The 13,672-nt window shown below is 71.7% G+C and carries 14 protein-coding genes; 10 read left to right on the top strand and 4 right to left on the bottom strand.

Going from position 1 to position 13,672, the window contains the following annotated elements; translation table 11 throughout:
• The first annotated feature begins 40 nt into the window (after positions 1-40).
• Both ACIQ7M_RS13215 and ACIQ7M_RS13220 read left to right on the top strand, forming a co-directional pair.
• Entirely contained in the window at positions 41-652 is a 612-nt protein-coding gene (locus tag ACIQ7M_RS13215; RefSeq protein ID WP_403643135.1) for a DUF1269 domain-containing protein, read from the top strand.
• A gap of 102 nt (positions 653-754) precedes the next feature.
• Complete coding sequence (locus ACIQ7M_RS13220; protein WP_403643138.1) at positions 755-1,537, top strand: alpha/beta hydrolase; 783 nt, start codon at positions 755-757, stop codon at positions 1,535-1,537.
• A 92-nt stretch (positions 1,538-1,629) separates the two neighbouring features.
• On the opposite strand, the gene ACIQ7M_RS13225 is transcribed toward ACIQ7M_RS13220, so the two are convergent.
• Positions 1,630-2,988, bottom strand: a complete 1,359-nt coding sequence (locus ACIQ7M_RS13225) for a DUF2252 domain-containing protein (RefSeq protein ID WP_403643141.1) — start codon at positions 2,986-2,988, stop codon at positions 1,630-1,632.
• Positions 2,989-2,993: 5 nt separating this feature from the next.
• Positions 2,994-3,524, bottom strand: coding sequence for a hypothetical protein (locus tag ACIQ7M_RS13230; protein ID WP_355774783.1), 531 nt, complete (start codon positions 3,522-3,524; stop codon positions 2,994-2,996).
• A 225-nt stretch (positions 3,525-3,749) separates the two neighbouring features.
• On the opposite strand from ACIQ7M_RS13230, the gene ACIQ7M_RS13235 reads away from it, so the two are divergent.
• Positions 3,750-4,946 carry a winged helix DNA-binding domain-containing protein gene (locus ACIQ7M_RS13235; RefSeq protein ID WP_403643144.1) on the top strand — a complete coding sequence of 399 codons (1,197 nt, stop codon included), beginning with the start codon at positions 3,750-3,752 and terminating at the stop codon, positions 4,944-4,946.
• A gap of 250 nt (positions 4,947-5,196) precedes the next feature.
• Here ACIQ7M_RS13235 and ACIQ7M_RS13240 read toward each other — a convergent pair whose 3' ends face one another.
• A complete protein-coding gene (locus tag ACIQ7M_RS13240; RefSeq protein ID WP_355776186.1) occupies positions 5,197-5,505 on the bottom strand; it encodes a hypothetical protein in 309 nt (102 codons plus the stop codon).
• A 165-nt stretch (positions 5,506-5,670) separates the two neighbouring features.
• Between ACIQ7M_RS13240 and ACIQ7M_RS13245 the strand changes: the two genes are divergently transcribed.
• The 6 genes from ACIQ7M_RS13245 (at position 5,671) to ACIQ7M_RS13270 (ending at position 12,442) form a co-directional block, all read left to right on the top strand.
• Positions 5,671-6,030, top strand: a complete 360-nt coding sequence (locus ACIQ7M_RS13245) for an arsenate reductase family protein (protein WP_355776188.1) — start codon at positions 5,671-5,673, stop codon at positions 6,028-6,030.
• A gap of 125 nt (positions 6,031-6,155) precedes the next feature.
• Positions 6,156-6,833, top strand: a complete 678-nt coding sequence (locus tag ACIQ7M_RS13250; protein WP_355776190.1) for a hypothetical protein — start codon at positions 6,156-6,158, stop codon at positions 6,831-6,833.
• A 437-nt stretch (positions 6,834-7,270) separates the two neighbouring features.
• Complete coding sequence (gene glnII / locus ACIQ7M_RS13255; RefSeq protein ID WP_355774851.1) at positions 7,271-8,299, top strand: glutamine synthetase; 1,029 nt, start codon at positions 7,271-7,273, stop codon at positions 8,297-8,299.
• Positions 8,300-8,713: 414 nt separating this feature from the next.
• Positions 8,714-9,367, top strand: a complete 654-nt coding sequence (locus ACIQ7M_RS13260) for a winged helix-turn-helix domain-containing protein (protein WP_403643149.1) — start codon at positions 8,714-8,716, stop codon at positions 9,365-9,367.
• A 130-nt stretch (positions 9,368-9,497) separates the two neighbouring features.
• Entirely contained in the window at positions 9,498-10,484 is a 987-nt protein-coding gene (locus ACIQ7M_RS13265) for an NAD-dependent epimerase/dehydratase family protein (protein ID WP_403643538.1), read from the top strand.
• Between the two features lie 395 nt (positions 10,485-10,879).
• Entirely contained in the window at positions 10,880-12,442 is a 1,563-nt protein-coding gene (locus ACIQ7M_RS13270; RefSeq protein ID WP_355774842.1) for a DUF1996 domain-containing protein, read from the top strand.
• 121 nt (positions 12,443-12,563) lie between these two features.
• On the opposite strand, the gene ACIQ7M_RS13275 is transcribed toward ACIQ7M_RS13270, so the two are convergent.
• The gene (locus tag ACIQ7M_RS13275; protein WP_355774839.1) at positions 12,564-13,004 is read right to left on the bottom strand and encodes a hypothetical protein; all 441 of its coding nucleotides are present in this window, start codon (positions 13,002-13,004) and stop codon (positions 12,564-12,566) included.
• Positions 13,005-13,159: 155 nt separating this feature from the next.
• Between ACIQ7M_RS13275 and ACIQ7M_RS13280 the strand changes: the two genes are divergently transcribed.
• Positions 13,160-13,669: a tetratricopeptide repeat protein gene (locus ACIQ7M_RS13280; protein ID WP_403643153.1), complete on the top strand. Its 510-nt coding sequence runs from the start codon at positions 13,160-13,162 to the stop codon at positions 13,667-13,669.
• Positions 13,670-13,672: the final 3 nt, after the last annotated feature.

Genomic DNA, 13,672 nt, shown 5'->3' on the forward strand with positions numbered 1-13,672 from the left:
CCCTATAAAGTCGTACGAAATCGACACAAGGGGTGCCCTCATGAGCAATCTGTTCGTCGTCGCCTACGACGATGTCGCCACCGCGAGCCAGGTGCGCGACAAGTTGTTCGAGCTGTCGAAGCAGCATCTCGTCGAGCTGGAGGACGCGGTCGTCGTCGAGCGGAGCGAGGACGGCAGGATCAAGCTGCACCAGGCGGTCAGCCACACGGCCGTCGGAGCGGCCGGCGGCGCCTTGTGGGGCGGTGTCATCGGGCTGCTCTTCCTGGCGCCGCTGCTCGGCGCGGCGGTGGGCGCGGCAGCCGGTGCCGCCGGAGGCGCCGTCACGGACACCGGCATCAACGACAAGTTCATGAAGGATCTCAGCCAGAATCTGCGGCCCGGCGCGGGCGCGCTGTTCGTCCTCGTCAAGCAGGCGGCCGGGGACAAGGTGATCCCCCAGATCGCCGAGTTCGGCGGCCAGTTGGTGCAGACCTCGCTGAGCCAGGAGCAGGAGGACCACCTGCGTGAGGCGGTCGCGGCGGCCCAGGCGAAGTCGGCCGCCTCCGGCACGGGCACGACCCCGGCCTCCGGTGCCGGCGCCGCGGGCGCACCCGCTCCGGCCGCGTCCGGCACCACCGGGCCCGACGCGAACGGCACTCCCGCCGCTTCCTGAACGACCCGCCCGCTCCCGCCGACCGGTCGGTCATCCCCGAAGGGGAGTTGTTCAGCCACTCCCGCTTCGGGGGCGGTGCGGCCGGCGTGCGTAAATGGGCGGATGCTCTCCCCTTTCACGCACGACCACGACGGTGAACGACTGAGCTGCGTCGGCAGCCGCGGCGCCGACGCCGGTGACGGGGCGGCGACGGCCGTCCTGCTGCACGGCGCGGGCAACGGCAGCAAGGAGCGGCTGCTCCCGCTGCTCGACGACTTCGCGGCCCGCGGCTGCGCGGGACTCGCGTTCGACTTCTCCGGACACGGTGAAAGCACCGGCACACTGGGCGAGTTGAGCCTCCGGCGGCGTTTCGAGCAGGCCGTGTCGGTGATCGACGCGACGGTCCCGGCGGACGCCCCGCTGATCCTGGTCGGGTTCAGCATGAGCGGCCAGACGGCCGCCGATCTCGCACGGCACTACGGGAAGCGCGCGGTGGCGCTCGTCCTGTGCGCGCCCGCGGTGTACGCCGCCGAGGCCTGGCCCCTTCCGTTCGAGGACCCGGAGAGCGCCCCGCGGCAGGACGGCCCGGTGACACAGAGCCGCTTCAGCGGGATCATCCGCACCCCGGAGAGCTGGCGGCAGGCGCCCGCCCTCGACGCGCTGCGGGACTACGAGGGACGGGCGGTGCTCGTCGTACCGGCCGCCGACGCGGTCATCCCTCCCGCCGTGACGCGGGCCGTCGCCGACGCGCTCTCCGCCCGCGCCGACCTCACCCGCCTCGAACTGCCCGACGCCGATCACTTCCTGGGTCTCTGGTTCCGCGACCACGCCGAGGACCGGCGCCGCCTCGTGGACCTCGCGCTCACCGGGCCCGGGTCCCCGGCTCCGACGGCGGCCGACGCCTGACGGACCGCGCGGCCCGGCCGACCGGGGCCGCGCTGTCCACACCGTCCGAAGCACCCCGCGGCTCACACCCGGCGGCCCCACGGCCCCGCGGCTCACACCCCCGGGGCCGCCGGGACCACGCCCGCGATGACCGCCGCGCCCAGTGCCGCGTGGTCGGTGGCGTTGCGGTCCGTGTAGCGCAGCGCGAAGTCCGCGACGGCACGCTCGAAGGTGTCGGCGCCGCCGAGATAGGCGGCGATCGCGACACGGTCGCCGGAGCGGGCGTGCGCGCGGGCCAGCGCGCTGCCGCACAGTCGGGCGTAGGCGCGCAGTTCGCCCGGGCTCATGCCGGCGACGTCCGCGGACCCCTTCGTGTCGTGGAGCTGGCGCCAGTAGAACGCGCGCCCCTCGGGGCCGGTCGTCCAGCCGAGGAAGGCGTCACCGGCGGCCTGCATCAGCCGCTGGCCCGCGACGACCCGGCGCCCGGGATGGACGTACGGACCGCTGGGCAGATGCTCTTCGAGCACGGACCGTCCCGCCTGCTTGATCTGGAGGAACAGCGGGTCGTCGGCGTCCCGCCCGGCGAGCAGCACGATGAAGCAGCGGGTGCCGACGCTGCCCACGCCGACGGTCTTGCGGGCCGCGTCGACGAACCGGTAGCGGTCGAGGAGCAGCCGTCGTTCCTCGGGGAGCGTGGAGCGGTAGTCGCTGAAGATCTTGCGGAGCGAGGCCATGTCCATGGCTCCGGCCGGTTCCAGCAGGGGCGGATCGTGGACGATGCGGCGGCGTCCGCCGACGTTCTCGGTGAGTTTGCCGAGCGCCTGGAGGCTGGTGCGCCGGCGGACCCGGGTGAGGGTGGCCTCCGCGCGCCGGCGACGGCGTCCCGAGCGGACCAGCGGCAGCAGCAGATCGGCGTCGATGTGCTGGTACCAGACGGTCAGTTCGCCCTGCCGGGCCAGCCGTCGCACGGCCTCGCGGTACTGCCCGGCGGCGGCTCGTGCCGCGCCGAAGACGTGCCCCTCCTTGTGCCCGTTCTCGCGGGCCGCGACGGCGACGCTGGCCGCGAGCCGTTTGACGTCCCACTCGAAGGGGCCGGGGAAGGTCTCGTCGAAGTCGTTGAGGTCGAAGAGCAGGGGACGTTCCGGGGCGGCGTACAGCCCGAAGTTCAGCAGATGGGCGTCGCCGCAGAGCTGGACGGTGAGTCCGGTGTGGGGCTGGGCGGCCAGGTCGGCCGCCATGACGGCGGCGCCCCCGCGCAGGAACGCGAGCGGTGAGGCCGCCATCCGGGCGTACCGGATCGGCAGCAGTTCCGGGAGCCGGTCCCTGCCCTGCGCCTGGAGGAGGCCGACGGGGTCGGGGCGGTCGGCGGCGGGGATCCAGGTGCCGTGCGCGGACCGGGGCACCCGCTTGCGGGCCGCCCTGCCCACGGCGGCCCGGTCCGCGGTGGTGGCCGTGACGCTGTTGCGGAGCACGGCCGTCAGTGCCTCGCGGCGCGGGCGACGTCGGTCTTGACGTCGCCGGTGAGGGAGCGGTTGCTGCGGGCGGTGCCGTCCTTGGAGGCGTTTCCCGCGACGTCGTTCACCGTCACGACGGTCGTGTCGAGGAGGTTGCCGCTCTGGTCGCGGAAGTCGACCTGGACGACGTACGACTTCGCCGAGGAGGTGGGATTGGCCGCCGTCACCTTGACCGTGGCGCGCCCGTCGGAGTCGGGGCTCGCGGTCCCGTCGATCTTCACCTCGTCCTTGGCGTCCGCGCCGCCCTTGAACTCGTCGAACTTCCGGCCGGCCTCCGCGGTCGCGGAGGCGAGGGCGTCACCGGCCTCGGTGGCGGCGGAGGCGGCCTCGGAGACGGCGGACGCGGCCCTGGAAGCGGCGGAAGCGGCCTTGGAAGCGGTGCTGGAGGGGCTGCTGTCGTCGGAACAGGCGGTCAGTTGCGCGGCCAGGGCCGCCACCACGGACACGGCCAGGATCAGCCGGACCGGTCCTCGTATGCCGTCCCTGCGCTGCATCGTCTCTCCCCACGTGGTCCTGGTGCGCCTCGGGATCCCGCTTCCTCGCGGTGGCCCCAGTCAAGGCCGCGGGCAGGTCCGCCGCATGCCCGGCTGCGTCCAACGGGTGAACCCCGCCCCGTGACGGGCGAACGTTCGACAGGATGAGGAACGCGGAGTACGGCGTACGGGCCGCGAAGGGCGCGGCACGGAACGCGGAGCACGGGGCGACCGGACGGAGACGACGTGACGGGGAAACCGCGGCACATCGGGGTGGCGGAGCGGCGGGCACGGCTCGGACTGCGGCAGCGGCTCGCGGACGCGGCACGGGGCACGACCCCCGAGGAGGTGGCGGACTCGCTGGTCGCGCTGCACGGCACCGACCCGGCGACGGTGTACCTGGCGGTGGGCGCGCGTCTCGCGGACGCCGGGGAGACGGTGGCCCAGGTGGAGCGGGCGCTGTACGAGGACCGTTCCCTCGTACGGATGCACGGCATGCGGCACACGGTGTTCGTGTTCCCCGGCGCCCTGGCGGCCGTCGTGCACGCCTCGACGGCGCTGGACATCGCCGCGAAGGCCCGTGCCGGACTGGTCAAGGACATGACCGCCGGAAGCGGCGGGCGGCTGACCGAGGCGTGGCTCGACGAGGTCGAGGCGTCCGCGCTCGCCGCGCTGGCCCGGCGCGGACAGGCCACGGTGAACGAACTCACCGGCGACGAGCCGCGGTTGAAGGAGCAGTTCCCCTACGCGGCCGGGAAGAGCTACGAGGGGGTGCACACCGTGTCGTCCCGCCTGATGCGGGTGCTGGGGGTCGAGGGGCGGGTGGTGCGGGGGCGTCCGCTCGGATCCTGGACGTCGAGCCAGTTCCGCTGGGCGATCGCGCCGCCGTATCCCGAACTCCCGCCCGCCGAGGCCCGCTCCGAGCTGCTGAACCGCTGGCTCATGGCGTGCGGGCCCGCCACCGAGGCGGACCTGAAGTGGTGGACGGGGTGGAAGGTCACCGACGTACGGCGGGCGCTGGCCGCGAGCGGGGCGGTCGCCGTCTCGCTCGATGACGGGCTCACGGGGTATGTGGCGGCGGGCGACGACGGCCCCGTCGAGGAGCCGGGCGCGCCCTGGGCCGCCCTGCTGCCCGCCCTCGACCCGGCGCCCATGAGCCGGCCGGAGCGGGACTGGTTCCTCGAACCGTCCATGCGGCCCGCCCTCTTCGACCGCAGCGGCAATGTCGGGCCGACGGTGTGGTGGGACGGACGGGTGGTCGGCGGGTGGGCGCAGCGGCCCGACGGCGAGATCGTCTGGCGGCTGCCGGCCGGCCAGGACGTCGGCCGCGAGGCCCGGGACGCGATCGCGGCGGAGGCCGAGCGCCTGCGGGCATGGGTGGGCGAAACCCGGATCACACCCCGCTTCCGGACACCCCTGGAGCGGGAGTTGTCGGCGGAGTGAGAACCGGGCCGGGCCCGCGGACGGTTCCGGCGCCGAGGCGGGCCCGGTGCCGGGGCGGGCCCGGTGCCGGGGCCTGGATCAGCGCTGAAAGCCTGGCCCGGGTTCCGCGCCGGGGCGGGATCAGTGCCGAGGCCGGTCCGGCGCCCGGCGTCGGCACCTCGGTCGGCGTCGGTGCCGGGATCGGGAGCGGTGTCGGGTGCTCCCGCTGTGGGGCGGGTGCACCCGGCACCTCAGGGTCGCGCCCGGACTCTCAGCGCGCGTACCTCATCAGGGCACGCACCATGTGGCACGTGGTGTCCGACGGCGGGTGCACGCCGATGAGTCGCGCGGTGCTGCGGATCTTCTCGTCGCGGGCCTGGTTCGGCACGTGGACGCCGGAGTCGAGCAGGGCAATGGCGATGCGCATCGCCTTGAGCCGGCGGTTGTGCGTGACGTACCAGTCGCGGGGGCGCCCCGGCGGGAGCGGGCGCTTCGCCACGGGCTCGTACGGCAGATCCAGCGGGACCGCCGTCTTGGACGTGGACTGGGTGGGCAGCGGCTTCAGTGCGGCAGCGGGCACAGGCAATCCTCCTGTCGTGGTCAGGGCGCCGTCCGGACCCCCCGGCGACACCCTCGAACACTGCTTCTATTCTACCGCCGCCCACTGACAATAGTCGCTGGCCACAGGGGCTTTGGGGGTGCCGTGACGGCAGCGTCGAAGGGTGTCTGCCGTAACGTGTGCTGCATGGAGATCTGGATCAATCCGGCCTGTTCGAAGTGCCGCAGCGCGATCAGCCTGCTCGACGCCGAGGGCGCCGAGTACACCGTCCGCCGCTACCTGGAGGACGTGCCCTCCGAGGACGAGATCCGGGGCGTCCTCGACCGTCTCGGCCTCGAACCGTGGGACATCACACGCACCGGTGAGCCCGAGGCGAAGGAGCTCGGGCTCAAGGACTGGGCGCGGGACGCCGGTTCACGGGACCGGTGGATCAAGGCGCTGTCCGAGCACCCGAAGCTCATCCAGCGGCCGATCATCACCGCGGACGACGGGACGGCGCTGGTGGGCCGCACGGAGGACGCCGTACGGGACGCCCTGTCCCGGTAGCCGGGCCGCTCTCCCCAACTTCCGTGTGATCCAGGTTACTTAAGTGAATGCCGTAACCGTTGAGCAACCTCGTTCGGCATCTCGTACATAGCGACGTAACGCTCCCCCACCCTCTGGAGGCGCGCATGTCGCGTAGGAGAACTCTCAGCACGAAGAAGAAGATCGCCCTGCTGGTCAGCGCGGCGACCGTGGCCGGCGGCGGGGCCTTCGCCCTGGCCGCCACCTCGAACGCGGCCTCCGTGCAGACCGCTCAGACCTCGGTCGCGTGCCAGGGTCTGGCCACCGCGCTCGGCAACAACCAGAATTTCATCGCGGACCAGAAGGCCCACCCCGACTCCCAGTCGGCGGCCAGAATCGCGAACCGTGAAGCGGTCATCGCGCAGATCAAGGTTCAGCAGCAGGCGTCGGGCTGCGCTGTCGGGGAATCGGCTCAGGGCTCCCAGACCGGTCAGCAGAACGCTCAGCAGCCCGCGCAGTCCGCGCCGGCCCAGGCCGCCCCCGCGGCTCCGGCGCAGAGCGCCCCCGCGAACAACGCGGGCGGCGGTGCCGCGACCGGGCAGCAGGTCTGCAACGGTTCGACCGTCACGCTCTCCGGCGAGGGCGGCGCACCGGCCGCGTCCAGCAACCAGTTCCCGGCCGGGACGAAGCTGAAGGTCACCAACCTGGACAACAACAAGTCCACGACCGTTCAGGTCACCTCGGTGTCCGGCAGTTGCGCCCTGCTGAACAACGCGGCCTTCGAACAGGTCCGCGAGCCGGGCAAGTTCCTGATCCGCCGGGCCCTCATCCAGAAGGTGGGATAACGGGCAGAACGCACCGAAAGCCCTGTCGTCGCCGACCTGTTCCGGGTCGGCGACGGCAGGGCTTTCGCGCGCGCGGGCGGCCCTTCACGAAGACGCGGCGACTCCCCTCGTACGGACAACTCGACCTGAAACGGGGCACATACCCCATGACCGCTCTCACCCGGATCGCATACGAGCGGACCCCGGCGGACCTCCTGGTCCACGGCGGGTGACCCGCCGGGCCGTCGCGGTCGCGAACGATCGCACGCGGACGGCCACGGCGGAACGGGCCGTGTGAGACCGGGCACATACGACCCAGGTAACACGGGGTTCACATTCGGGCAACGCTCGGGAAATCGCTGGTTGACAGGCTTCCGGACATCCCCGGCGGCGCCCCAGTGCCGCAGCGCCGCAGCACCCGCAAGTGCGTTCAAGACCCACCCCGAAGGATGTGGCCCGTGAGCTTCAAGGCTGAGTACATCTGGATCGACGGCACCGAGCCGACGGCCAAGCTTCGTTCCAAGACGAAGATCCTGGCCGACGACGCAAAGGGTGCGGAGCTGCCGATCTGGGGCTTCGACGGCTCCTCGACGAACCAGGCCGAGGGTCACGCCTCGGACCGCGTACTCAAGCCCGTGGCCAGCTTCCCGGACCCGATCCGCGGCGGCGACGACATCCTCGTCCTGTGCGAGGTCCTGAACATCGACATGACGGCGCACGAGTCCAACACCCGCGCCGCGCTGGCCGAGGTCGCGGAGAAGTTCGCCGCGCAGGAGTCGATCTTCGGCATCGAGCAGGAGTACACCTTCTTCAAGGGCGCCCGTCCGCTCGGCTTCCCCGAGGGCGGCTTCCCGGCCGCGCAGGGCGGCTACTACTGCGGTGTCGGCGCCGACGAGATCTTCGGCCGTGACGTCGTCGAGGCGCACCTGGACAACTGTCTCAAGGCGGGCCTCGGCATCTCCGGCATCAACGCCGAGGTCATGCCCGGCCAGTGGGAGTTCCAGGTCGGCCCGCTGTCGCCGCTGGAGGTCTCGGACCAGCTCTGGGTCGCCCGCTGGCTGCTCTACCGCACCGCCGAGGACTTCGGCGTCTCCGCGACGCTGGACCCGAAGCCGGTGAAGGGCGACTGGAACGGCGCGGGCGCGCACACCAACTTCTCCACCAAGGCGATGCGCGAGGGCTACGACGCGATCATCACCGCGTGCGAGTCGCTCGGCGAGGGCTCCAAGCCGATGGACCACGTCAAGAACTACGGCGCCGGCATCGACGACCGTCTGACGGGTCTGCACGAGACCGCCCCGTGGAACGAGTACAGCTACGGCGTCTCCGACCGCGGTGCCTCGGTCCGCATCCCGTGGCAGGTCGAGAAGGACGGCAAGGGCTACATCGAGGACCGCCGTCCGAACGCGAACGTCGACCCGTACGTCGTGACGCGTCTCATCGTCGACACCTGCTGCACCGCCCTGGAGAAGGCCGGCCAGGTCTGATCCCGCCCAGTTGTCCCGAAGGGGCGCCCACCGTGACGGTGGGCGCCCCTTCGCGTCGTCCTCGGGGCCCCGCCCGACGGGCTGATCGGCGCGGTGTCCGGTTCGCGCCAAGAAGGCGTCCGAGCAGTGAGAGGAGGGTCCTGTTACGGGGCTGTGTCTGCTTCAATGGAGTCATGTGCATCTTCCAGAAGCGCCTCGCGACGGGTCGCCATGACCTCGAGCCCTTCTGGCCCTCCCGTCAGCACCACGACTTCGACCGGGTGTGTTGTCGCGCGACGAACGCGCCGGCCCTCTAAAGCCGTACACCCCGGCCTTCGGCCAGCGCGCACGACGTACGTCCTCGACGGCTCCGACCACGAACTCGCGGTCGTCGAACCTCCCGACGAACTTCTCGCGCGAAAGAGCTGACCTCTCATGGTGACCACTCGTTCCCTCTCCTCCGTCGCACCCCCTCCCGCCCCCTCGACCGCCCCGGCACGGCACCGGCTGCGCGCCGTCGACCGGGACGAGGACTGGGGCCTCCCCCGCTCGAACGAAGCCGAGAGCGGGGTCACCTTCCTCCCGCCGGGCGCCACTTGGCTGCCCGCTCCGCAGAACGCGCTGCCCGTGCTGCCGGGGCAGCCGGGGCAGCCGCCGATGATCGGTTACCTGGTCCTCGTACCGGCGGACCAGCAGCCCCTGCTGCCGGTCGCCGTGACGGGCCCCGCGCAGTTCCCGGCCGCCCCCGGCACCGTGACCGACACCCCGAACACCACCGCCGGCGACGGCGCCGTCGACCCGCTGGTGCGCGTCGACACGGTGCAGCGCACCGCCGAGGTCGACGGACACGTACTGGACCTGACCTACCTGGAGTTCGAGTTGCTCGCGCACCTCGTCCGCCATCCGCACCGGGTCCACACCCGTGACCAGTTGGTCTCCACGGTGTGGGGCTACGGACACGTCGGCGACGGACGGACCGTCGACGTCCATGTCGCCCGGCTGCGCCGCAAGCTCGGCGCCCGGCACCGGCTGGCGATCCAGACGGTGCGCCGGGTGGGGTACAAGTACACCCCGCCGACCGGCCGTTGACCCAGGGGCTCGGAGAACGGCCCGGCCGCGGCCGGGCACCGGCCGGCCCCGCGCATCTTCTGTCAGCAGATTCGCGTGCCGCGGGGCGGGCCGTGCGGGCAGAGTCGTCCGTATGACACGGAGACTTCTGATGCTGGGCGGTACGGAGTTCGTGGGGCGCGCGGTCGTGGAGGCCGCGCTCGCGCGGGGGTGGGACGTCACCGTCTTCCACCGCGGCCGGCACGAACCCCCGGCCGGGGCGCGGTCGCTGCTGGGCGACCGCACCTCGCCGGACGGGCTCGCGGCACTCGCCGGGACCACGGACACGTGGGACGCCGTCGTGGACACCTGGTCGGCGGCGCCTCGGCACGTACGGGACGCGGCACGTCTGCTGGCCGGGCGGGCGTCCCGGTACGTGTACGTGTCGAGCTGCTCGGTGTACGCGTGGCCCCGCACCGCCGGGTACGCCGAGAACGCGCCGCTCGTGGAGGGCGCGTCGGCCGGCGCGGACGCGACCGACTACGCCCGGGACAAGCGCGGCGGGGAACTGGCCGCCGTCGAGGCGTTCGGCGGCGGGCGTTCGCTGTTCGTGCGGTGCGGACTGATCCTCGGGCCGTACGAGAACGTCGGGCGGCTGCCGTGGTGGCTGACCCGGATCGCGGCGGGGGGTCCGGTGCTCGCTCCCGGGCCGCGCGAGCTGCCGCTCCAGTACATCGACGTCCGGGATCTGGCGGAGTGGACGCTCGGCGCCGTGGAGGCGGAACTCGACGGACCGTACAACCTGGTGAGCGCCCCGGGGCACGGCACGATGGGGGCGCTGCTCGACGCGTGCGTCCGCGCCACCGGGGCGCGGGCCGAGCTCCGCTGGACGGACCCCGAGGCCGTGCTGGGCGCCGGGATCGAGCCGTGGACGCAGCTTCCGGTGTGGGTGCCCCCGAGGAGCGAGCTGCACACCTCGGTGTACTCGGGCGATGTCTCGCGGGCCCTGCGGACCGGGCTGCGGTGCCGCCCCGTCGAGGAGACCGTCGAGGACACCTGGAGCTGGCTCCGGTCACTCGGCGGTGCCGCGCCCCTGCGTACCGACCGGCCGGCGGTGGGACTGGATCCCGCGCTGGAGGCGAAGGTCCTCGGCATGTGAATGCGGGAATTCCCGGCTCGGCCGTTCCGAACCCGCCGCACGGACGGAGTGCGGACTGGACGGCCGGGACCGGGACGGCCCCGGGCCGGCCTCGAACTCGACCGCGCGGTCCGGCAGTTGAGGTCGGTCCGGACACACCCCGCGACGACCGGCCGTGCTCTCGCGGAGTCGTCGGTTACTGAATACGAGTCAAGAATTGACTCTCAAACCTGAATTCCGAGATCAACTCCCGGGAATTCGCGGGCTTCTGGGGCCATTGTGACCGAATTGGTCTCACGGCTTTCTAAGATTCTTTCGAGACCCCTGAACACCTCGCGCACCTCCCGCGTATGGAATGGAGCCGCTTCACTCCTGTCGGGCGCCTCGCTGCCCCGCAAGGAAGTCAGAGGAGTTCCATGGGACGCAACATTCGAAAACGCCGTTCGCCGCTGGCCGTTCGCGCCATCGCCGCGTCGGCAGCGCTCGCGATCGGCGGGGGTGGGCTGGTCTGGGCGAATTTCTACGCCTCCGCACACGAGAGCAACAACTCGGGCCAGAACACCACCAAGGCCGCGCCCGCACAGGTGGCCACCATTCAGTGTCCGGACGTCGGCCAGAAGCTGTCCAACGTTCCGAATCAGGCGCGGGGCCAGGTCGACGGAGAGCTGGCGACGCTCGACCAGCAGATCACCGCCGCCTACCAGCGGCTCGCGACCACGCGTGACGCGCAGGCCAGGGACGCGAGCTTCGTCCAGAACTCCATCCTGACGCCGCTCAAGCAGAACCGGTCGGTGATCATCGACCGGATCAAGCTGGAGATCAACCGCGTCGGCGGCAAGGCTCCGGGCTGGCTCGACGGTCTCTCCAACTGCACGGGACAGCCCGCGGCCGGACAGGCCAACGGCGGACAGAACAACGGCGGTGCCACGGCCGCTCCGTCCGCGAGCGCGAGCGCCGGCGCCGGTGCCAACGCCGGCGCGGGTGCCGGTGCGGGTGCCTCCGCGAGTGCGAGCGCCCCCGCCGCCGGCGGCGGTGCGCAGGCGGGCAACGGCGGACAGGCCGGCAACGGCCCGGTCGCGGCCGACTTCGTCGACATCACGAAGGTCCAGCCGAACGTCGCCCGCAAGGCCCGTACCCAGGCGGCCGGTTCGTCCGGTGTGTTCACGACGTCCTGCGGTGTCAACGCGAACAAGAAGTTCAACACGGACAACGTGATCGTGGCGCCCGGTGTCACCAACGGTGCGCACCACCTGCACGACTACGTCGGCAACCAGTCGAACGACGCCTTCGCCACCAACGACACCTTCGCGGCGGCCCAGACGTCCTGCGCCAACCAGGGCGACAAGTCGTCGTACTACTGGCCGGTCGTGCGTATCCAGAACGGCACGCAGGACTTCGACCAGAACAACCTGGGTGGCGGCAAGGAACTCAACGTCGGCCAGATCCAGCAGGTGCGGCAGGCGCAGATCAAGTTCGTCGGCAATCCGACCAGCAAGGTCGTCGCGATGCCGAAGTTCCTGCGCATCATCACCGGTGACGCCAAGACCACGACCAACGGTCTCGCGAACGCCAACGCCCACTGGAGCTGCACCGGCTTCGAGAACAAGGTGCAGCTGACGGCGCAGTACCCGATCTGCCCGCGCGGCAGCACCGTGGTCCGCACCTTCGCCTTCCAGAGCTGCTGGGACGGGGTGAACGCCGACAGCGCGAACCACCGCACCCACGTGGCCTTCGCCGACGCCCAGGGCAACTGCGCCAACGGCTTCAAGGCCATCCCGCAGCTCACGATGCGCCTGGTCTACGGCTTCCGGGCCCCGACCCTCACCAACGGGCAGATCAAGAACGCCTACGCGGTGGACGGTTTCCCGGAGCAGCTCCACAAGGCCACCACCGACCACGACGACTTCATCAACGTCTTCGACGAGAACCTGATGAACAAGATGGTCACCTGCATCAACAACGGTCAGCGTTGCAAGTAACACCCTGAGACGAAGGCCGGTGACGGGATCTCCCGTCACCGGCCTTCTGTCGTGTACGCCCGGAACCTGCCCGGTCGGGCCGGTCGGCCGCTGTGGCGACCGCGCCGGGAACCCGCTCCGGTCAGCCGCCGTGGTGACCGGAGTGCCCGGCCCCGTGCGAGGTCCCCTGCTCCAGGGTCCCGCCGAGCCGGCCGCGCAGCGTCGTGACCATCTTCTGGTCCCCGACGGCGACCCACTTGGCACCCACGAGGTACGAACCGCCGTAGTCCTTGGCCCCGTCGAGCCACTCGCGCTGGCCGCGGTCGGTGGCGAAGGTCGCCAGGATGAACTTGCCGGTGCCGATCTTGCAGACACCCTGGCGGATCTCGTCCGCGTCGGTCTGGATGCTTGGCTTGCACTTCACCTCGGCGGCCAGCTCCTCCAGACTGCCGGTCGCAGTCGCCGGGACGGTGGTCTCCTCGGCCGCGCCGTCCTTGGCGTCCGATCCGCCGCCGCAGCCGGTCAGGGCCAGCAGAGCGGCGACGGCCGCCCCGGCCAGAAGCTTCCCGCGTGTCAACCTCATACGTTCCTCCGGTACCTGTCGGCGTTCACGCCGAGAAGAGCCCCGGCGAGGGCTCTGCCTTCGATACGGCTGCGGGCACTCCCCTGCTCAATGCGCCCCGCCCGCGGACGGGAACCCGGTACCGCCCGGGACACGGCTGTGCGAGGGTGGCACCCGTGAACGAAGACTGGGAAGAGCGTACGGCGGCCGCCTGGGCCCGTTTCGACGACTACGAGGAAGAGCGGGCGGCGGACTTCCGGGCGGTGATCGACGCGCTGGTCGCCGAACTGCCCGAGGACAGCCCCCTCGGCCTCTTCGAGCAGGCCTGCGCCTGGGACTCGACGGGCCATTCCGACAAGGCCGTCCCCCTGTACCGGGAGGCACTCGCCCACGGCCTGAGCGGGTACAAGGGCCGCCGGGCGAAGATCCAGCTCTCCAGCTCGCTGCGGAACATCGGCGAGGCGGACGAGGGCGTCAAGCTCCTCACCCCCGAACTCGTGACCCCCTCGGACGAGTTGGACGACGCGGTACGGGCCACGCTGGCGCTCTGCCTCGCCGACCTCGGCCGCGAGCGCGAGGGCCTGGCCCTGGTCATCGGCGCGCTGGCCCCCCATCTGCCGCGCTACCAGCGGTCGATGGCGAACTACGCCCGCCTTCTCGTGGAACCCGGGGAATCCGCGGACTGAGTC

Source organism: Streptomyces sp. NPDC096324 (assembly GCF_044763015.1).
Classification (GTDB): domain Bacteria; phylum Actinomycetota; class Actinomycetes; order Streptomycetales; family Streptomycetaceae; genus Streptomyces.

What these genes read in the sequence shown, in the direction of transcription:
- ACIQ7M_RS13250 (WP_355776190.1), top strand. Translation starts at nt 6,156, where the DNA reads ATGTCGCGTAGGAGAACTCTCAGCACGAAGAAGAAGATCGCCCTGCTG.
- ACIQ7M_RS13220 (WP_403643138.1), top strand. Translation starts at nt 755, where the DNA reads ATGCTCTCCCCTTTCACGCACGACCACGACGGTGAACGACTGAGCTGC.
- ACIQ7M_RS13270 (WP_355774842.1), top strand. Translation starts at nt 10,880, where the DNA reads ATGGGACGCAACATTCGAAAACGCCGTTCGCCGCTGGCCGTTCGCGCC.
- ACIQ7M_RS13265 (WP_403643538.1), top strand. Translation starts at nt 9,498, where the DNA reads ATGCTGGGCGGTACGGAGTTCGTGGGGCGCGCGGTCGTGGAGGCCGCG.
- ACIQ7M_RS13230 (WP_355774783.1), bottom strand. Translation starts at nt 3,524, where the DNA reads ATGCAGCGCAGGGACGGCATACGAGGACCGGTCCGGCTGATCCTGGCC.
- ACIQ7M_RS13260 (WP_403643149.1), top strand. Translation starts at nt 8,714, where the DNA reads ATGGTGACCACTCGTTCCCTCTCCTCCGTCGCACCCCCTCCCGCCCCC.
- ACIQ7M_RS13275 (WP_355774839.1), bottom strand. Translation starts at nt 13,004, where the DNA reads ATGAGGTTGACACGCGGGAAGCTTCTGGCCGGGGCGGCCGTCGCCGCT.
- ACIQ7M_RS13215 (WP_403643135.1), top strand. Translation starts at nt 41, where the DNA reads ATGAGCAATCTGTTCGTCGTCGCCTACGACGATGTCGCCACCGCGAGC.
- ACIQ7M_RS13245 (WP_355776188.1), top strand. Translation starts at nt 5,671, where the DNA reads ATGGAGATCTGGATCAATCCGGCCTGTTCGAAGTGCCGCAGCGCGATC.